This is a genomic window from Cellulophaga baltica (assembly GCF_900102165.1).
GTDB lineage: Bacteria > Bacteroidota > Bacteroidia > Flavobacteriales > Flavobacteriaceae > Cellulophaga > Cellulophaga baltica.
Window position 1 is genome coordinate 415,395 of record NZ_FNBD01000001.1, and the last position, 21,051, is coordinate 436,445.

General features: G+C 35.8%; 16 protein-coding genes, 1 tRNA gene and 1 pseudogene. 6 read left to right on the plus strand and 12 right to left on the minus strand.

The window, feature by feature from the left end; genetic code table 11:
• Positions 1–269: 269 nt before the first annotated feature.
• A pseudogene (locus BLQ19_RS01835) lies at positions 270–437 on the minus strand (tyrosine-type recombinase/integrase); the annotation flags it as partial.
• A gap of 156 nt (positions 438–593) precedes the next feature.
• On the opposite strand from BLQ19_RS01835, the gene BLQ19_RS01840 reads away from it, so the two are divergent.
• The 4 genes from BLQ19_RS01840 to BLQ19_RS01855 all read left to right on the plus strand — a co-directional run bounded on the left by BLQ19_RS01840 (position 594) and on the right by BLQ19_RS01855 (position 5,332).
• Positions 594–1,232 (plus strand): type IV toxin-antitoxin system AbiEi family antitoxin domain-containing protein, encoded by a 639-nt coding sequence (locus BLQ19_RS01840; protein ID WP_074537218.1) that lies wholly within the window; start codon positions 594–596, stop codon positions 1,230–1,232.
• Positions 1,229–2,086, plus strand: a complete 858-nt coding sequence (locus BLQ19_RS01845) for a nucleotidyl transferase AbiEii/AbiGii toxin family protein (RefSeq protein WP_074537219.1) — start codon at positions 1,229–1,231, stop codon at positions 2,084–2,086. Before BLQ19_RS01840 ends, BLQ19_RS01845 begins: the two co-directional genes overlap by 4 nt.
• Before the next feature lie 154 nt (positions 2,087–2,240).
• Positions 2,241–3,662, plus strand: a complete 1,422-nt coding sequence (locus tag BLQ19_RS01850; RefSeq protein WP_074537220.1) for a coiled-coil domain-containing protein — start codon at positions 2,241–2,243, stop codon at positions 3,660–3,662.
• Positions 3,659–5,332 carry a hypothetical protein gene (locus BLQ19_RS01855; RefSeq protein ID WP_074537221.1) on the plus strand — a complete coding sequence of 558 codons (1,674 nt, stop codon included), beginning with the start codon at positions 3,659–3,661 and terminating at the stop codon, positions 5,330–5,332. The genes BLQ19_RS01850 and BLQ19_RS01855 overlap by 4 nt, the downstream gene beginning before the upstream one ends.
• 63 nt (positions 5,333–5,395) lie before the next feature.
• On the opposite strand, the gene BLQ19_RS01860 is transcribed toward BLQ19_RS01855, so the two are convergent.
• From BLQ19_RS01860 to dnaE, 6 genes are all read right to left on the minus strand, one after another.
• On the minus strand, positions 5,396–6,613 hold the full coding sequence (locus tag BLQ19_RS01860; protein ID WP_074537222.1) for a site-specific integrase: 1,218 nt from the start codon (positions 6,611–6,613) through the stop codon (positions 5,396–5,398).
• Between the two features lie 238 nt (positions 6,614–6,851).
• Positions 6,852–6,925, minus strand: a tRNA-Asp gene (locus BLQ19_RS01865).
• 139 nt (positions 6,926–7,064) lie between these two features.
• On the minus strand, positions 7,065–8,096 hold the full coding sequence (locus BLQ19_RS01870) for a glycoside hydrolase family 26 protein (protein ID WP_074537223.1): 1,032 nt from the start codon (positions 8,094–8,096) through the stop codon (positions 7,065–7,067).
• A 9-nt stretch (positions 8,097–8,105) separates the two neighbouring features.
• The gene (locus BLQ19_RS01875; RefSeq protein WP_024481981.1) at positions 8,106–9,035 is read right to left on the minus strand and encodes a DUF58 domain-containing protein; all 930 of its coding nucleotides are present in this window, start codon (positions 9,033–9,035) and stop codon (positions 8,106–8,108) included.
• Between the two features lie 123 nt (positions 9,036–9,158).
• Complete coding sequence (gene trxA / locus BLQ19_RS01880; RefSeq protein WP_024481982.1) at positions 9,159–9,476, minus strand: thioredoxin; 318 nt, start codon at positions 9,474–9,476, stop codon at positions 9,159–9,161.
• 99 nt (positions 9,477–9,575) lie between these two features.
• The gene (gene dnaE, locus BLQ19_RS01885; protein ID WP_074537224.1) at positions 9,576–14,012 is read right to left on the minus strand and encodes a DNA polymerase III subunit alpha; all 4,437 of its coding nucleotides are present in this window, start codon (positions 14,010–14,012) and stop codon (positions 9,576–9,578) included.
• 258 nt (positions 14,013–14,270) lie between these two features.
• Here dnaE and BLQ19_RS01890 point away from each other — a divergent pair, with 258 nt between their 5' ends.
• Both BLQ19_RS01890 and rimM read left to right on the plus strand, forming a co-directional pair.
• Positions 14,271–14,822: a 30S ribosomal protein S16 gene (locus BLQ19_RS01890; RefSeq protein WP_024481984.1), complete on the plus strand. Its 552-nt coding sequence runs from the start codon at positions 14,271–14,273 to the stop codon at positions 14,820–14,822.
• Between the two features lie 15 nt (positions 14,823–14,837).
• Complete coding sequence (rimM, locus tag BLQ19_RS01895; RefSeq protein WP_024481985.1) at positions 14,838–15,365, plus strand: ribosome maturation factor RimM; 528 nt, start codon at positions 14,838–14,840, stop codon at positions 15,363–15,365.
• A 69-nt stretch (positions 15,366–15,434) separates the two neighbouring features.
• Here rimM and BLQ19_RS01900 read toward each other — a convergent pair whose 3' ends face one another.
• From BLQ19_RS01900 to BLQ19_RS01920, 5 genes are all read right to left on the minus strand, one after another.
• Positions 15,435–15,797 carry a hypothetical protein gene (locus BLQ19_RS01900; RefSeq protein ID WP_074537225.1) on the minus strand — a complete coding sequence of 121 codons (363 nt, stop codon included), beginning with the start codon at positions 15,795–15,797 and terminating at the stop codon, positions 15,435–15,437.
• Between the two features lie 94 nt (positions 15,798–15,891).
• Entirely contained in the window at positions 15,892–18,078 is a 2,187-nt protein-coding gene (locus BLQ19_RS01905) for a PepSY domain-containing protein (RefSeq protein WP_074537226.1), read from the minus strand.
• Positions 18,079–18,087: 9 nt separating this feature from the next.
• Entirely contained in the window at positions 18,088–18,582 is a 495-nt protein-coding gene (locus BLQ19_RS01910; RefSeq protein ID WP_029450150.1) for a DUF2271 domain-containing protein, read from the minus strand.
• Between the two features lies 1 nt (position 18,583).
• Complete coding sequence (locus BLQ19_RS01915) at positions 18,584–20,050, minus strand: ankyrin repeat domain-containing protein (RefSeq protein WP_074537227.1); 1,467 nt, start codon at positions 20,048–20,050, stop codon at positions 18,584–18,586.
• 7 nt (positions 20,051–20,057) lie between these two features.
• Entirely contained in the window at positions 20,058–20,963 is a 906-nt protein-coding gene (locus BLQ19_RS01920) for a DUF6607 family protein (protein WP_024481990.1), read from the minus strand.
• Positions 20,964–21,051 lie beyond the last annotated feature (88 nt).

Genomic DNA, 21,051 nt, shown 5'->3' on the forward strand with positions numbered 1-21,051 from the left:
AAAGCTTTTAGAGGGCAATCCAGAGGCGTTAGAAATGTAGAATTCTTCTTCCTTTACAGATTGACTATAATTTTTGCATAAACACCACATTTGGACTTGATCCAAAATCATCCCAAAACACAACTTGAAAAACCATATGGAGTCAACCCCTCCACCATCCAGGAGTGACGTAGTAAGTACAATCGTAAATACTTCATTAACACTCGATTTCTTGTAGAAAATAGCAACGAAATAAGCATACTTAAAAAAATTAGCAGCTCAAAAACCCATTATAAATTCGTGTATCGCTCTATAAGCACTTCCATATCCTCACCAATTTTCTTATCCAAAACCTTAGCATAGTGCTGTGTTGTTTTGATGGAGGTGTGTCCTAACATTTTGCTCACCGATTCTATAGGTACCCCATTAGAAAGTGTAACCGTGGTCGCAAAATTATGCGATTCCTGCAAACTCTCTATATCTCAATGCAATTGTAAAAAAACAAACACATAATCGGATTTATTCCGATTATGTGTTTGTTTTTTTACATAATTTTATTAAATTTGAATTAGTTAATCGGAAAACATCCGATTATCCTACACAATAATGACAATATGGATTTTAGAACGATGATAAAGGAATATACTGAAGTTCCTATATCTAGACATTTAATTTTAGAATTACTAAGCGATTATCAGAGTCCAAATGATAAAATTAGTGAGCTACTTAAAAGCAACGAGCTTATTTCCATTAGAAGAGGGCTGTATATAATTGGACCTAAAATAGGCTTACCGTCACCTGAACCATTTCTAATAGCGAATCACCTTAGAGGCCCAAGTTATGTATCATTAGAGTCCGCAATGTCTTATTGGAATATGATTCCAGAGAGAGCTTATGAAATAAGTTCAGTAACCATAAAAACTTCCAAATTATACAAAACCCCAATTGGACGATTTAGTTACCAACAATTAAAGGCACCTTATTATTCCTATGGAATAAAACACATAGAATATTCACCCAAGCAAACAATATTAATTGCCTCCCGTGAAAAAGCTTTATGTGATAAAATAGTGATAACACCCCAAATTAATCTTAGAAGCATCAAACAAACACAAGAATTTTTAATGGAGGACCTTCGTATGGATAGTGAAATGTTAAGCACATTAGATACGAAAGTTATGGAATTTTGGATTAAAAATTCTCCTAAAAAAAGTAGTCTAAAAATGCTTATTAAAACACTATTAACCTTATGATAAAAGAGTGGATAGAGGAATATGATCCTCAAAATGAAGAAGAGATATTATCGGCATTACGAGAAATAATGCAAGAAATTACTTTGGCTGCTTTATCAAGAACTGATTTTTTTGAGAAATCGGCATTTTATGGAGGAACCGCTCTTCGAATTTTTTATGGTTTGGACAGATATTCGGAAGATTTGGATTTTTCTTTACTTAAACCAGATTCTAATTTTTCAATTGAGCCATATTTCAAAGCCATCTTAGATGAGTTCAAATCATTGGGACTGACTGTTAGTATAAAAGAAAAAAACAAAACAAAACAAACAGCTATTGATTCCGCTTTTCTGAAAACTGAAACAATATGGCAAGAAATTGTACTCGAAGACATCATCAAAGAAACTGGAGTGCGTTCTAATAAGACCTTAAAAATTAAGATAGAAGTTGATCGACAGCCTCCATTAAACTTCCAAACCGAAGAAAAGTTATTGCTCCGTCCATTTTCTTTTTATGTTAAGTGTTTTACTAAACCAAGTTTGTTTGCAGGTAAAATGCACGCCCTACTATTTAGAAAGTGGAAAAATAGAGTCAAAGGAAGGGATTGGTATGACATAGAATGGTATATAAAAAAAGGAATTCCCTTGGATGTAAACCATTTCTTAGCTAGGGCAAAAGATACAAATGACTGGCAAGAGGATAGCATTTCAAAGGAACAGATTATCGAACTATTGGATACAAAAATCAAATCAGTCTCTTTTAGCAGTATAAAAGAAGATGTTGTTAGGTTTATTAAAAATGATGAAGCTTTAAATATTTGGAGTCCTGAATATTTCAATGATTTAATAGAAAAAATTAAATTTGAGAATAATTAACCTTGTCAGAAGGCTAATATTGAGAATCGCCAAGTAGAAAATTAAAACGATTCCCAACAAGTGGTATATAATGCATGCCCTTCGGGATGCGCACTATAAACAGACCGTTGGTAAATATTTGGGTACGTTAAAAACACAACTTTAAGAGAAAGAAGTGAAAAATACTGAAAACAAACATTTTAGAATAAAGCCTTTTCTCATATTTCTATGTCTTCTTGCACAGGTATTAATACCTTTATACAGCGTTAATGCACAGGTAAACTTAGCACAGGAGACACTTTTTTATATAAAACTGATAGAAACTGGGGAAAAGCTAAATGGTATTTATGGGAAGGTGGAAGATGTAAAAAGTAAAACTTCATTTTTCAGAGATGCTGCTTATAAAGCAAAAAATAAGCAACCAATCAATACACTATCTGGCACTCAAATTTCTACACAAGCAGAAATGCTTATTAATCAAATTGTTGCTTATGCAGACAGCTATGATCTACCAGAATTTGAAAGTATTCCTACAGTAAGTGCACCAGTTGATGGAAGCAAGCAAGCGGCAAGTCAGTTGTTGACATCACTTACAGAGGCCTCCGTATTTTACAAAACCAAGCTAAAAGAATATGAAAGCAAGCAACAGGAGGTCATTATCCTGCTGATGAAGCTCAGAGAGTTGAAAAGAGAAAATACCCGTGCAGCCAAAATCCTAGAAGAAGTTATCAGAAGCGGAGGTTTAGCAATAGTTCGGCAAGCTTTGTTTAATGACTGGTATAATTTCAATATTATCTTCAGCAAACGCATTGGTGAAGCTATTAGTGAACTAAATCTCAGAAAGAAACGCTGGGAATCCACCCTGAAACAGAGAGAAGCAGAATATCAACGATTTAAAAGCAATACGCTTTTAGGACTCCAATTGGAAAAAAGGTCAATACAGGAAACATTTGATGAAGCAGAAAAACAGTCCAAAGCTTATGATGAAAAAATAGCAGAGCTTGAAGATCAAATACGAAAATTAGATCTTTTGAAAGATCTCTTACGCACGGTTGAATCAGATATTAATTATTACCAGCAACAAATAAAAGGACTAGAAAGTACCAATAATAGTTATAGAAGAAGCCTTAACAGCCTTAGGGATAAAAAAGATTACATACAAAGCAAAAGATATGAGTTAAACTACGGAAGATGTAATAATGGGGTATGCTCCTACGGAAAGTGCCCAAACAATCATTCATATGAAAATTGCTGTGGTAGTAACACATCAAGTAATTGTGCTCATCCTTCTCAAGGTATAAAATTTAGAAACAAAAGATCTTCAGACAGGCGGAAAGTAGAAAAGCAGATAAGTTCTTATGAAAGTAGAATATCAAATAACAATGCTAGGATCAACACCAATCGTAATACACTGTCTACTCTCAATGTAAAAAGACAACAAATAGTTGAGCAACTGGAAGAGCTTCCAAGGTTGCAGCAAGAGCTTAAAGATAAACAGGATAAAAGAGCTGAATTCATGGCTCGTCTAGATATATATTACGCTTTTGAACTCATGTTTACAAACAATCGAAACATAAACCTCATCAACAACTTATGAAAAAGCTATTCGCACTTATAGTACTGTTGTCCCTCTCATCTGCAGTTAACGCACAGATAGAAATAGAAATTTCCCCTGAGCTAAATAGGCAGTTGAGCAATGGTTTAGAAAATTACTCCCCAAAATTTGTGAGGTCTCCTATGTACCCTTCCACAATTGTTAATGGTAGAAATCTGGAAAAATCGCTATTCTTTATCTCAGCTAGCAGACAAGAAATTGTAGATTTTACAACTGCTTGGCACATCACCGCAATTCCTGATTATGATCAGAACCCTTCGGGAATAACACAGCTTCTGAATACCTACTTAGAAAATGTGAAGACCATGCGTTCTGACTTATATATAGCCAAGTCTTACGTAGAAAATGGTAAAGATGTACTGGACGCAATAATGACGCTAAATACTAAAAGTAGCCAGATTGTTACACACCTTGACCGATATGCAACTTGGCCCACCCTTCCAGAAGCGAAAAATCCACCATCAATTATTACAGATATAATGCCTGCTTGTTGCAATTACTTTTCTTGGTACAACAGCTTTCTTTTTCTAGTTGGTCATACCTATAAAGTAGAAGATCCAACTTCCAATTTTGAAACAGAAGTATCATTTACAGATAGGAAAATCTATGAAGAAAAATTTAAGAAAGATTACGCACTAGTGACCGGTCTTGACTATGTAAGAGATAAATTACTTTTTAGCCGTGAAATTATAAAAGCAGACATCACTAGTCTGATAAGTCTCTTAGTTAGCTATCAAAATAAGATGCAGAATTACACTGATAAGTTACCAAGCATCGTAAATCGAAATGAGGTGGTGTATCAAACTTCCGGAAGTCTTCTTGAAAAATATCTAGAAGATGAAAAGAAAGAGGCTTCACAATGGATCCTAAACACCAATGCTATTTCCGCATCCTTGAGAGATTCCGTCAATTATTACGACAGTATGATTACCGTTCATTCACGACAATACTATGGCCTTCAGCAACAGATGAGGAATAATGATCAAGTTTTAGGGAGCTTTCAGAATCAGATGACCCAGCTGACGGACAGTTCGTTTTTGTTGATGAGTGATTTAGATAGTTTAAGAAAAATCACAGATAGACTTCTAGCAGGCTGCAATGACAATGATGCCAGTGAAAATTGCGTACAATTTCCAGATAGTCTTAAAATGGTCAATGCTCAGGTTAAAATAAAATTTGAAAAATTCACTAATATCAGTGAAAGAAAAAATGTCCTGTCCGACAGTATACTATATTTAGCAGAAATAAATGATTCCCTATCAATAGTTTCTGAAGCTGCTCACGAAAGGTTTGTAAAAACAAGAGAAAAATACGCTCCTGTAGCCACAGCATATCAGCAAAACCAGCGTGATATAAAAGAAGGCATGATTTATCATCGGGAAAAGTTCCATGTGATGAATAGTCTGTACGATAAACTACAGATCATATTAGGTAAAAAAGAAGATCCACTAATGGTAAGGATAAGAGGCTCTCTTCGTTTGGAAAGGTATAGGCCCAGAATTAGTCCAATTACGCCTCCCGATATAACAGACCCCGATAATCCATGGAATCCTGGCTGGATAGATCCTGTACGCGATGATCTGCTCAGAGAGCTAAACATCCAAGATATTAATATAGACCTAAATGGGATAGATGCCTTTAGAGGAAACTAGCTAAAACTAACCAGAACAAAGATGTATATAAAAATAACCCCAAAAGAAACAATCTTAAACCCATTATAAATTCGTGTATCGTTCCATAAGCACTTCCATATCCTCACCAATTTTTTTATCCAAAACCTTAGCATAGTGCTGTGTTGTTTTGATGGAGGTGTGTCCCAACATTTTGCTCACCGATTCTATAGGTACCCCATTGGAAAGGGTAACCGTAGTCGCAAATGTATGTCGTGCTAAATGTGTGGTGAGGTTTTTAGTAATTCCACACAACGTAGCTATCTCCTTTAAATACGCATTGGATTTTTGATTGCTTACCACGGGCAACATAATGGAAGTGTCTTTTATTAAGGGATGGGCTTCATACTTTTCTAGAATAGATTCGGCAGCTGGCAATAAGGGAATACTACTTCGTGTGTTTGTTTTCTTTCTTCTTGTTTTAATCCATCTACGTCCATCCATACCAAGTAAAATATCATCCGCTTTCAGCTTCTCCACATCGGCATAGGCCAATCCTGTATAACAGCAAAAGAGAAATATATCTTTCACTTGTTCTAAACGATCAATGGTAAAAGTCTTTTTCTCTAAGGTAATCAATTCCCTTTGTGTTAAAAATTCTCGCTCTAGACGTTTCCAATTCGCTTTCCAATGCACAAAAGGATCTTTTGAGATCCAATCATTGGCATACGCAATCCTAATAATTTTCTTGAAATTAATGATGTACTTCGTAGCTGTATTATGACTACATTTTTTTTGGGTTTTCAAATAATATTCAAATCCTGAAATAAATTTATGATCAACATCCTTGACAGGAATGTCCATTCGCTTATATTCTTTCGAAAGATAATTTTCAATATGCGCTTTACACGTTTTGTATCGTTGTAATGTCCCTGCTGAATATTCCGTCCCTACCAATCGAGAAAGTTCATCATTGTGTTCTTGGAATAGCTCAACTAGCATTTTTACCTTTTCATCTCTCCCTGTATAAACATCTCGGATATCTTTAGCTGTAAAGAAAACATCCTTTTCAATAAATCTACTGTGTATTTTATAAAGGTTACTCCGAATACCATCCATATACCTATTTAGTTCCCGCATGTTTGGAGTAGCTCCAAATGCCTTTCCAGCTTTGGAATTCCAATTGGAGGGTTCAATACGTCTTTGTATATAACTTTCACTTCTTTTTCCTGCAACAGAAATTCGAACATATAGGGGTATTTTCTCTTGTTTGTCAATATCGTTTCTTTTCGGATAAAATAGTACTGAAAATGGATTTAGCATAATTACTCACCTTTAAATCTTCTTAAAGGTATACAAATTATGCAGGAAAAAAAATTGCAACACCATCAATAACAGGCATTTAAGTCGATCTGGTGAGTAACTTTTTTAAAAAAATTTACTCACCGCATTACTCACCGCGATGGTCATTTTATTTGGTATTAAATGGTGTTATTTGAAATTAAAAAAGCCCACAAACATAGTGTTTGTGGGCTTTTGCTAAAATTTGGTAAAATTTTAGCGGTCCGGACGGGACTCGAACCCGCGACCCCCTGCGTGACAGGCAGGTATTCTAACCAACTGAACTACCGAACCGTTGCTTTAAGCGGTTGCAAATATACGCCGCATATTTAATTACGCAAACTTTTTTGACTAAAAAATTCAGTTTATTTTAAAATAATTTTGAAAATAAATGATTCAACTTAATTATCAGATACTTACAAAATAAAAAAAATCAAACTTTTTCATCACCTAAAAACAAAACGTGTCTCTTTTTACTAAATATTTTAAAATCACTCGCACTTAATTGATCTGGATAAGGCACAAAAAAATGCTTTTTAGAATCATTTCGCCATAAAAGGACCCAAGCGATACCCATATTTGCGATGGTAGGATCAAGAATTGTACTCCACCACAATGGCTCTAACACCCTATCTAATCCTATTTCCGTTAATGCGTAAGGTTTTTTTACCGTTTCTGCCACTATTCTCAACACCTCAACATTTATTTTTAATGTTTTTTGAAATGCTTTTGCTGTTCCATGTTGATACAGATCTAAACCTAACATATCTACCACATGATCTCCTGGATAATTTAAAAGATATTCTCCTGTGGTACCTACCAAATTAGGAGCATATACATACAATAAATTATGAACTTCAAATTCTACGGATAGCAATTGCAAGGTTTGCAACCACAAGTCTTTATAATCGTCAGGACTGCAATTTGGATTGCCCCACCAAAACCAAGCACCATTCATTTCATGAAACGGACGAAAAGCAATCGGAATCAGCATTCCGTTTTCATCTTTTAATTTCAATACAAAATCGGCCACTTTTTTAAGCCACTCTCTATACACTTCAAAATGGCTACCCCCTTCCAAAATGTGTTTTACAGCAATCGTAGTTTCCCAACTATCTCCCTTAGAAACGGGATTATCGGCATGCCAACTAATGGTGATAATCCCACCGTCTTTATGCGCTTTCTGTATGAGTGCACACATCGTATTAAAAGGCACATCATCTAAGTTCTTTTCTCTTCCGTGCTCTATCTGGCCAATATCAAAACCATAAACCAAAGGAAAGTCTCCTGCCACTTTATACACATCACTTGTATACGAATCGCGGTTATGGCGCCACCCTACTCCGTAAGACGTTGTATCTTGGTGCCCAAAAGCATATCCTCTTTCTGAAAGATGTTCTATTTTTTGTTGTAAGGCAAAAACCTGAGGCAATGCTCCCGTATCTGCTAAAGTGAGATTCGTCATGGTCGTGGGTTATAGGAATTTTTGCCTTTCCGTCATGTAGGTATTTAGAATTTTAGAAAAATCGCTGCCCACATCTACTGAAACATACTTGATTTTGTATTGTGCACATTTCAACTTTAAGCCTTCTTGGTAATTCTGCACACTTTTTTGATACCCTTCTTTAACAGTATCAGCATAGAGATCTATTTTTTCTCCAGTTTCTACATCTACAAAGCGTTTAGGTGTGTTATCAAAATCGAAATTCACTTCATGCTCCGCATCTAATACATGAAAAAGCACCACTTCGTGTTTGTTATATTTTAAATGGCGTAGCGCATCAAATAATTTATCATCTTTTGTTTCGGTTTGAAACATATCTGTAAATAAAAAAATTAAACTCCGCCGTTTCATTTTCTCTGCAATTAAATGCAAATAGGTATATGTTTCAGTTCTATTTTCCGGCCTAGAAGATGCGCTAATCTCATTGAGTTTAGCTAACAACATCTGATGATGGCGCTCACTACCTTTTTCTGAGGCGTAGTATTCATAATGATCAGAATACACACTTAGACCCACAGCATCTCGTTGTTTCTTTAAAATAGCCATTAGAGCCGCTATAGCTAACACCCCAAAACCTATTTTATTTAAATGGTCAATTCCTAGATTTTTCACCTCTGGATAAAACATAGAAGCAGAATTATCTAAAATCATATGGCATCGAAGATTGGTTTCTTCTTCATAGCGCTTGGTGTACAATTTATCGGTCTTAGCAAATAGCTTCCAATCTATATGCTTTGTGCTTTCGCCATTATTATAAATTTTATGTTCTGCAAATTCTGCAGAGAAACCATGAAACGGACTCTTATGAATTCCACTAATAAATCCCTCCACTACTTGATTAGCCAAAAGCCCAAGGTTTTGAAATAATGAAGATTTATGCAATTCCGATTGTACATTCATACCACTAAAGATACTTAAAACAGCGTATCAAATTAAAATTTACTACTATATAGGCATAAAAAAATCCTGCAAATTGCAGGATTTTTTTTATCATCTAGATCCATTAGGACCCTATGTTATTTACTATAATGCAGCATCAATTGCATCTGTGTATACTTTCTTAGGAGAAACTCCTACTTGTCTACTTACAATTTCACCACCTTTAAAAACTAATACTGTAGGAATGTTACGTACTCCGTATTTAGCAGCAAATTCTTGATTTGCATCAACATCTACCTTACCTACAACAGCTTTACCATCATATTCAGTACTTACTTCATCAATAATTGGACCTACCATTCTACATGGTCCACACCATGCTGCCCAAAAATCAACTACTACTGGTTTATCACTTTTTAAGACTACTTCGTCAAAAGTTGCGTCTGTTATCTCTAATGCCATTTTTTTCGTATTTATTGTTATACAAATTTAGTCAAATATTATTCTTTTTCCTTACTAACGTTACATTCGTTTTAGCTATTGCCCTATCGAGAAACTTTATCAATTTAATTTAAACAAGATATCTTGTTTTTCTAAAAGATGCAACAATTCACTAGAAATCTGTACTTTTTGCTTCCTGCTCACCAAATCTACCTTAATCTCTTCTTCCATCTCGTAAATTACAAAGTTTAAAGAATGCTCTCCTCGGTGTGCATCAATAGTTTCTTTGAGCTCGTAGATTTTCTCTTCTTTTAATTCATCAATCTTTAAATTGATGGTAAGTTTTTTCGCATAGGTCTCCATTACTTCTTGCAGTAACATAAAACTATTGAATTGCATTCGCGGATCTCCTTTTTTACCCGTATCTCTGTTTACCCAACCTTCACGCACAAATAATTTAACATACGCAAAAGAGTTGATCATCAGGAAGTGACGAAACTTTAGATACTCTTCTCCAAAAATTCTAAACTCAAAGGTATCCGTATAATCTTCCATAGTAAACATGGCCCAACCTTTTCCATTCTTAGAAACCCTATGCTGAACATCTGCTATAACCCCCGCAAAAGAAACTTCTCTATTTACAATACTTTCTAGATCATTTAAATTAGAAAGACTTGCATTGCAGAACGATTTGACTTCAGCCTTAAAATCATCTAACGGGTGTCCAGATATATAAATCCCCACCACTTCTTTCTCACGACGTAATTTCTCCATGGTTCCCCACTCTTCACAAGGTGGAACCGTAGGTTCTTCAATCTGTACTTCGCTGGCATCACCAAACAAACTTACTTGGCTAGAATTCTCATTTTCTTGAAATTTAGAACCGTATTTTACTGCTTTTTCTAAAAAGGTAATTCCGTCTCCTTCATCTGCAAAGTATTGTGCTCTATGGGTGTCACCAAAAGAATCAAAACCACCAGCAACGGCTAAATTTTCAAATGCTTTTTTATTTGCCGCTCTTAAATCAATGCGTTTTGATAAATCGAAGACAGATTTAAAAGGACCTTTCTCTTTCCTATTTTCTACAATGGTTTCTACAGCACCACGACCTACACCTTTGACAGCTCCCATTCCAAAACGAACTGCACCCGCGTCATTTACCGCAAATTTGTAGTACGATTCATTTACATCTGGCCCTAATACATCTAAGCCCATACGCTTACATTCCTCCATAAAGAAGGTAACCTGCTTTATATCATTCATGTTATTGGAAAGTACTGCAGCCATATATTCCGCAGGATAATGCGCTTTACAATAGGCTGTTTGGTATGCAATCCAAGCGTAACAAGTAGAGTGAGACTTGTTAAAAGCATAAGCTGCGAAGGCCTCCCAATCTTTCCAAATCTTCTCTAATTTATCTACCGCATGCCCTTTTGCTGAAGCCTGCTCAATAAACTTAGGCTTCATTTTATCGAGTACATGCTTCTGCTTTTTACCCATAGCCTTACGCAAAACATCGGCCTCACCTTTGGTAAAGTCTGCCAGTTTCTGCGATAGCAACATCACTTGCTCTTGGTATACGGTAATTCCGTAGGTTTCTGCTAAATATTCTTCATTAGCATCAAGGTCATAAATAATTTCTTCCGTTCCGTGTTTCCGCGCAATAAAGCTTGGAATATATTCCATTGGCCCCGGACGATACAAGGCATTCATGGCAATTAAATCCGCAAAAACTGTAGGCTTCAAGGCCCTCATATGTTTCTGCATTCCGGGAGATTCATATTGAAACACCCCTACGGTCTCTCCACGCTGGAAAAGTTCATATGTTTTAAGATCATCTAGAGGAAAATTCTCTGGATCTAATTCTACGCCGTGTTTTGCTTTTACAATTTTTACAGTATCTTTAATCAGGGTTAATGTCTTTAACCCCAAGAAATCCATTTTTAGTAAGCCCGCATCTTCTACCACCGAGTTATCAAACTGGGTACAATACATCTCAGAATCTTTCGCCAATGCTACCGGAACGAACTTGGTAATATCATCTGGCGTAATAATTACGCCACAGGCATGTATTCCCGTGTTTCGGACAGAGCCTTCTAAAACATAGGCTTGGTTCAAGGTTTCTGCCTCAAGACCGCCTCCTTGTGAAATTGCCAATAGCTCATTTACCTTAATAAGCTCTTCGCTGTTGAATTTAGCTTTTAGTACTTTTTCATCGATCCCTATAATCTTTTTTAGCTTAGACATGTTAGGAATCAACTTCGCCATACGATCCGCGTCGCCCAAAGGCAAGTCTAAGGCACGGGCCGTATCTCGAATAGATGATTTTGCCGCCATGGTACCATACGTAATAATCTGAGCCACTTGGTTTGCCCCATATTTATCAATCACATAATCCATAACACGGCCACGACCCTCATCATCAAAGTCAATATCAATATCGGGCATACTTACACGATCCGGATTCAGGAAACGCTCAAAAAGCAAATCGTACTTAATAGGATCCAAATTCGTAATCCACAAACAATACGCCACTGCAGAACCTGCTGCAGATCCACGACCCGGCCCTACAGATACATCCATAGCCCTAGCAGCGCGAATAAAATCTTCTACAATTAAGAAATACCCAGGATATCCTGTTTTCTCAATTACTTGAAGTTCAAAATCTAGTCGCTCATCAATCTCAGGAGTAATTTCACCGTATCTTTTCTTTGCACCTTCATAGGTGATATGGCGTAAAAATTTATTTTCACCACGTTTACCACCATCCAATTTATCTTCTGGAAATTGAAATTCTTCAGGAATATCAAACGCCGGCAACAGTACATCTCTAGCTAAGGTAAATGTCTCTACCTTATCTACCACTTCTTGAATATTAATAATAGCTTCAGGAATATCCTTAAAAAGCTCCTTCATATCATCAGAAGACTTAAAGTAATATTCTTGATTAGGCAAACCATAGCGATAGCCACGACCACGACCTATGGGCGTAGCTTGCTTCTCCCCGTCTTTAACACACAAGAGAATATCATGGGCATGTGCATTTTCTTTCTCTACATAATACGTATTATTGGTGGCAACCAATTTTACATCATGCTTTTTCGCAAATTGAATCAGCACTTGATTTACACGATCTTCATCTTCTTGACCGTGACGCATGATTTCAATATACAAATCATCTCCAAAGGTTTCTTTCCACCAAAGCAAAGCCTCCTCTGCTTGATTCTCTCCAACATTTAGTACCTTACTAGGCACTTCCCCATATAAATTTCCCGTTAAAACAATAATATCTTCCTTGTATTGTTCAACAACTTTTCTATCAATTCTCGGCACATAGTATTTACCGCTTACAAAGGCGATAGAGGACATTTTTGCCAAGTTTAAATATCCTTTTTTTGTTTTGGCCAGCATTACAATTTGATAGCCATTATCTTTCTGAGCCTTATTGGTATGATCCTCACAAACCTGAAATTCACAACCAATAATGGGGGTAATTTCTACTTCCGGTTCTGGCAATTCTTCCAAAGGCTCTTCTCCTTCTGCTAAGGTTCCGTTTTTTGTTGCTTCAAAACGCTTTAAGTTTTCTTCATTGCGAGAAACAACTCCCTTATTATGATTTAGAACACCACTCACAAAATGAAATGCTCCCATCATATTGGCGTGATCTGTCATGGCCACTGCCGGCATTTTTGCTTTAGCTGCAGCAGAAATTAAGGCAGGGATACTGATGGTAGACTGTAATATAGAAAACTGGGTGTGATTATGCAGGTGCGCAAAACTAGCATTCTCTAAGGTGGCTAAATTTTCTTCAATCTCTTCTTGAGAAACTCCACCTGTATCTTTATCCCAAAGGGCATCTGCTATTTTTTTAGAGGCCTTTTTTAGATTGATATGTTTTAAACCAATTAATTGAATTTCTTGCGGATTTGCCTCAGAGAAATTCTTAAAATAATCTGGCTGAACATCTAACTGTTCAATCGTATATTGTTGCTTGCGTACAAGCTCTAAAAAACATCGTGTAGTTGCCTCCACATCGGCGGTAGCATTGTGCGCTTCTCCAAACGGCGCACCAAATAAGAATTGATGCAACTCAGTTAAGGTAGGAAGTTTAAACTTACCTCCACGCCCACCAGGAATCTGACAAAGTGTTGCGGTATGTTCTGTACATGTATCTAACACCGGAAGTTCTTGTAACGGGTTTTCTACCCCCATTCTATGAAACTCCGCTCCCATAATATTCAAATCAAACCCCACATTCTGGCCAACAATAAATTTTGTCTTTGCCATGGCCTCATTGAATTTCTCCAAAACTTCCGCTAAGGGGATCCCTTTCTGTTCTGCCAAAGCAGTAGAAATACCATGAATTTGCTCTGCATCGTAAGGAATGTTAAACCCCTCTGGTTGTACCAAGTAATCTTGATGCTCAATAAGATTACCCATATCGTCATGCAATTGCCATGCAATCTGGATACATCTAGGCCAGTTATCGGTATCTGTAAAAGGAGCATCCCAACGTTTAGGAAGTCCTGTAGTTTCTGTATCAAAAATCAGGTACATAAATAGGAGTTTTTCTTTCTAAAAAAGCAGTCTGTAAAAATACAAAAAAGAGGTGTTTCCTTGAAAGATAGTTCCAAAGAGTTATTAACGTATGATAACAGATACTGCAATCAAAAAAAAGTGTTGTTAATTTACCAAAAAAAGGTATATTTGCACCCGCTTAGCGATAAGCATGTTTTGGATTTTCATCATTATGGAAATGAAAACAAAATTTTGAATTAATAATCAAGGGTCGGGCACCCTACAAATTAATGTGATATGCCAGTAAAAATTAGATTACAAAGACACGGTAAAAAAGGAAAACCATTCTATTGGGTAGTTGCAGCAGATGCTAGAGCTAAAAGAGATGGTAAATTCTTAGAAAAATTAGGAATCTACAATCCTAACACAAACCCTGCAACAATTGATATCAACGTTGATAACGCAGTAACTTGGTTACAGAATGGTGCACAACCTACTGAAACTGCAAAACGTTTATTATCTTACAAAGGTATTTTAATGAAGCACCATTTATTAGGTGGTGTTCGTAAAGGTGCTTTAACTGAAGAGCAAGCTGAAGAAAAATTCAACGCTTGGTTAGAAGAAAAAGGTAAAATAGTAGGATCTAAGCAAGATGGTTTAGACAAAGCTAAGGCAGAAGCAAGAGCAAAAGCTTTAGAAGCTGAAAAATTAGTGAATGAAAAGCGTGCTGCTGAAGCTGCTGCTGCTGCATTACCAGAAGAGGTAGTTGCTGATGCTGAAGCTGCAACAGAAGAAGCTGCTCCAGTTGCTGAAGAAGCTCCTGCTGCTGATACAGAAACAAAAGAGTAATAAATTAGGAACGGTATGCTAAAGTCAGATTGCTTCTACTTAGGTAAAATCGTTTCTAAATATAGCTTTAAGGGTGAGGTTCTAATTAAATTAGATACCGACGAACCCGAAGAATACGAAAATTTGGAATCAGTGTTTATTTCTTTAGGAAATAACCTGATTCCTTTTTTTATTAAAAAATCTAGGCTCCACAAATCGACACTTCTACGTGTTCGTTTTGAAGAAATAGCCGATGAGTCTGATGCAGACCGTATCATGGGCTCTGAAATCTACCTTCCATTAACGTTATTACCAAAACTAACAGGAGATAAGTTCTATTTCCACGAGGTTATTGGTTTTACATTACTAGATAGTGTTCATGGAGATATAGGTGTTATTGAAAGTGTGAATGACAGTACTTCTCAAGCATTGTTTGAAGCTTTAAAAGATGGTAAACAACTATTGATTCCTATCAATGACGAAATTATCACTAAAGTAGATCGGGAAAATAAAACTATTCATGTTACCACACCATTGGGGCTGGTAGATTTGTATTTAGAATAGTCTCCATATCAAAAAAAACCATTCTTACATCAAAGAATGGCTTAGCAATTATACATAGCATAAACAGAATTAGTCGAAATCTATAGACTGGTTTTTGAGCATGGTATCTAAACGCAATTGAAAAATTGTTCCCGTTATTAAATCTTTAATTTTTTCAAGTTCAGCATAGGTCAGCGCAAAGCTTAATTGCCCTAATGGAGTTTGCAGCAAATAAGCCTTGCAAGTTTCCTTATTTTGACAATCATAGCATAAACATAAATTATCTAAGGTATCATCTACTTTAGATGAAAAATGCATCAGCTCACCAGAAGTTAGATACATTCCCGTATCCTTAAAAACTAACTGCACTTTTTTAAAATCTTTACCAAGATTTCTTTTCCATTGGAATGCTATTCCAAAATCATTATAATAAATAGTGTTAATATCGTTCATGGGGCATCATTTTATTTATAAACATTCTAAATAACTAATTTATATAGAATCATTCTAAATAAAAAATGAATGGGCAATTAATTTTAAAAATAAATTAGTAACAATCTGATCGCACTAAATGTTTAAAGGACTCAAAATCAACCTTATTCATTTTGCAAATCGTCTTAAGCCCCTCCAAAACCCCTTGATACATCTTTAATGAACCACACGCCATAAAGATTCCCCCCAGGGATAAGGTTTCAAATATGAAATCAGCATCACGCATTAAAAGATCTTGAACATATACCTTTCCTTGCTCTTGAGAGAGCGCCAAGTGAAGTTTCGTTAAATGCCCATTAGACAAACTAGCATTCAATTCGTTCTCATACAAAGCAAAAGATTGCTGGTTGCGCAAGCCACAATACAAATACGTTGGAATATTTTTTGTATTCTGATCTAACATCCCTAAAAATGGCAATATACCCGTACCATTACTAATCATCACAACACGATCAGATTTCTTAGGAAAATGAAAATTTTTGTTTTCTATAATTCGAGCATATAAACTATCATCTTTCCTCAAAGCATTTAAAAAGCCAGAACCTAAACCATGCTCATGAAGCTTTACGCTTAGATGAATCGTATCCTGAAGCTTTCCAATAGAATACAAACGCTCTTGATAATCACCTTTAGGATAAATAGCTAATAAGTCACCCGATGTGTACTGGAGCCTCTTATGTGGCTTTAAAGCAAGTTTAAAAGTATCATCAGGATTATCCTTTGCAGCCGTAATAGAAACTACCTTAAATTCTTTTAATTGTTTAGGTTTTACGTCTAGACTACTGGAAGGCACCGCAATAGTTACTCCCGCAGCGTTAGACCACAGACTTACCCACTGCTCAAAACTGCTGAAAGATTTGTCATTAATAGTAAACACGGGTAACAACTGATGATTGCCCTGCTGCTGTAAGCTCGCATCCACATCAAATGCAAATTTGCAGAACTCAGGATATGCTAAAGACCCAAAACCAACTACAGAAAAACTGTAATTCTTTTGTTGTGATGTTGTACTTAATAGTTTCAAAAAATTATTAGCATTTACTGGTGCTTCTCCTTCTCCATACGTAGAGGTCATAACTATGACGTGCTCCACATTTTTATAGGTAGCATACTTATTCAGTTCTGATAAAAACACGCTATGTCCAGAGGCAATCAGTTGTTCTTTTAACGCATTGGCAAAAACCAAGGTACTTCCATTTTCTGAACCTACTAAGATTACATAGGTGCTAGAATTTCTTGTAAATTTATTTTTAATGCGTGCTTGTCTTCTTTTAAACGTCATGACAAACCCTGAATAGATAAAAAACAAAATATTAATCGTTGCCACCGCTAAAATTAAAGACCAAACAATACTGCCTTTACCGGTATGTAGTTGAATACTTAGATTGGACAATATAGCGGTAAATGGACTCTGAACCTCGCTTAAAATTTCTCCAGTAAACTGATTCACTAAGAACGCTCTGTCTTCTAATTTCACCGTATAATAATCTTCTACAACGTCTGAAAAAGGAAATTCTACGGAACTAAGCTCAGAAAGCTTAACACCTTGGAATGCAGGGAAATCATTTTCTGCTAAGATTGGCATAGCGGCGATAGACTCATAGTCTACATTATGCGACGTTTTATCTTCTGGAAAAACATTAAATTTTTCTAAGGACAAATACACTCCCGTAACTGTAATAATGATAATTGGAATTAAAGACCATCTCCCCAGCACTACATGCCAATATTGAGAAAAGTTTTCATTTACAATTTTAGCAAAGAATTTTTTAAATCCACGTTGCCTTTGCAACACCAAAACAGCTCCTGAAATAGAAATTAAAAATAAAATAAAAGAACAAAAACCCACCAAAAAACGCCCTGTACTTTTTAAAAAAAGGGAACGATGCAAATTGGTCACAAACTGAAAAAACTTTGAAGGCTCGGGTTTTTCCCCAAGGAAAACCGCTGTTTTTGGGTTAAAATAACCCGACAAAGATTCGCCTTCCTCTGTAATAACGCTAGCTAATACAAACTCATTCGCATCTACTTCTAATTCTATAACTTCAGGGTATGCATCCTTAAATACCGTAACGGTTTCCCCGAGAGAAACTTCTTCAAGGTCTGCCATTTTATACGGTTGAGATTGTTCCAAAATAGGCTCAAAAGCCAATATAATTCCGGTAACCGATGCCAATAAGATAAAAACAAAAGAAGATATAGCCAGGGTAAGGTGGCTATATCTCCAGATAGAAATTGTCATATACTTTATTTAATTAGGCAATAAACGTACATAACGTAAAAAACCCGTGCCTTCTACTTTACTCTTTACAGATGCCGTTGTAAGCTCAAATTGCACATCTTTTGTGTAATACTCTTGATCTTCTACGGCCGTTTCAAAACGAATACTGTAACCGCTATTTATTTTTGAATCATCAATTTCAATAACACTCACAATACGTTCTCCCCCAGCAATAGTTGCTCCAGTTATGGCATCAATTCCAGAGCGCTTTTTCCCATAAAACTTCCACCATTCTGTTAGATCATGATACCATTCACTATCATCTCCTTGCACGTAAAGCGTCTTTTCATAATCTCCTTTCGGGTTGATTAACGACACTACCACATAGGCACCTTCACCTGTGTAATTTACCATCTGCATCATACATTTATACTTTGTTGCAGAGGCTGCAGCACTAAAAGAATATACGGATAAGATAACAAATCCAACCAATGCTATTCCCGCTATTTTAAATACGTTTTTCATACTATTTTAAAAATTCAATTGATATATTATTTTCTTGTAACAACTCGTTCTCAGCTGCTAAATCATAAACAGATTCCTCAAAATCTGTTACTGCAGCTTTCTTTGCTCCTATACTCAATAAGTATTTTAAAATTTGATCATCTTTAGCTTTCATAGCAGCTAAATGCAAAGGAGCTATACCTTCTTTATTTTTGGCATTAACATCAACACCGTACTCATTTACGCGTTTTAGCAAAGCAACATCATTATATTCCAATGCTATATGAAATAAGGTATTTCCGTTTTTTTGTGTTTTAGCAAGATTAAAACCTGCCGCTTTTAACACGTTTAATTTTTCTTCAAAATCTGGCTTCTTATACGCTTTTAAAAGGTAATAGGCTAAGGTATTTCCGTCATTATCAGCACTAGATATAGCTGCTTTATTTTTAAGCAAGTAAGACACAACCTCTGGTGAATTGTACGCAACTGCCAATGCCAATGCAGACTCTCCTTTTTTATTCGCGTGATTGACATCATTAACCATAGGCAACAAATAAGAAATAATCTCCAATTTATTTCTACCTGCAGCATTTAAAAAGGCGGTATTTCCATTAACATCCTCTAAGTTAACAGCCACACCTTTAGCCATAAAATAATCTAGCACCTCTTTGTTCTGTTCGTAAGATGCAAGATTATGTAAAGGCGTTTTCCCTTCCGAGTATATAACATTAGGGTTTAAATCTAACGATTCTAAAAATTTGTAAAAGCTCAATGGTTTCGCTTTTGCTCTGCGCCCCGCTTGGGTAGCAAAAATAAAAGCATTATCTGTTCCTTTGATACCTTTCTGATGTAATTTTTTTAAATGTTCTATATTACCTCTTTTAGCTACATAATTAAAAGCATCATTCCCATCATAGTCAACACTAGTGATTGCTAAGCCTTTTGAAGAAAAATAATCTAGTAGTTTAAATTCTGGATCGTTTTGGGATGATAACAACAACGCATTTGCCCCATTAGGCGTTAGGTCTTTGGCCAAATCGGCTCCATTAGCTAAGCAAATATCATACACTTTAGTATTCTGTTGTCCTGAAGAAGCCGCAAAATTTAATATGGTACTCCCTTTATCATCGGTAATGGTTGTTTCTGCCCCTTTCGAGATTAGATAGTCCATAATTTCTGTATTCCCTATATAAGCAGCCCAGAACATATAAGTTCTACCATCATGCGTTAATTTATTTACATCATTGCCTTCCTTTGATTGCACGTATTTGATAACAGCATTATCATTTTCTTGCAAAATAGCATACACAACAGCATCAAAGTTGTTTGATGTTTTTGCGGTAATATCATTCCCTTCTTTAATCTTTACTTCGATACTTTCGATAGTAGGTTTACTATTCCAATAATCCCGCTCCAAAAAAATATTTTCTTGCGCACTTAATTGAAGTCCAAATAAAAGCACTAGCCCTAGTAGTAATTGTTTTTTCATCTTTATTTTATTTTACAAATGATTCTATAACTGGATTTATTTGTTCTGCCGTATTGTAGTTTTCGTCATCAAACAAATATTTAAATAACACTTTATTATCCACTTTTTCTTCTAATAACAAATCTTTATTCCTGGCAAAAACCTCATCCCATTTTAGACGTACAATTTGCCATTTAGCTTCATGACTCGCCCAGTACTCCTGTGCCGCTTTACATTTGCTATCTGCCACCTTTACATACGTATTGTGTCCTTTTTCTTGCGCAAGTAAAACATCTTCCTTACCATTTTCGCGAATTACTTTGTTATTGTCCTGGTCATGAATCCAACCATTAGCAACAATTTCCTGTCTGTTTGTTCTAGTCGTTACATTATAGTCACTACGCGTTGTATATTCTCTTCTTGGTAATGGCGCATCTGTTGTGTTCTCCCAATAACTTTTACCATCTACATGTACCCAAGTAGCTGTGCCCTCGTATCGTGGACTATCATCCACCTGAAATACTTTCTGTGACCATTGCCCTTCTACTTCTTTTTTAGGCAAACTAACAAATTTCCATTTATTATCATGGTCAAACTCGTACAAATTAGTATTCTGATACTCCCAATCTTGTCTCCAGTGTTTTACGATATAAGGTTGTTCTGACGGACCAACAATAAGCAAATGTTGTAACATAATCTTATCATCCGTATCCGTTACTAACTGAACCCATTCTAAACCTTTATCATGTTTTGTTTTGGAAGGCAAATAAGTAGAATCATTTGAATATTCAAAAGTTTCTGCAAAATTAAACGCCACTTCAAAACATCCACACATGCTTTTGATAGCCTTCTGGTCTTGCTTCTTTTTTTGTTGAGCCTGTAGCACCCCAACAAAGACAAAGCTTAATAGGACAAGAGAGATAGATTTTTTCATTTCATTAAAATTTAAATTGATTTCTTTTAAAAAACATTAATCTTATTTAGACTCAATTAAAATAAGATTCTATATTTGCCACAAATCT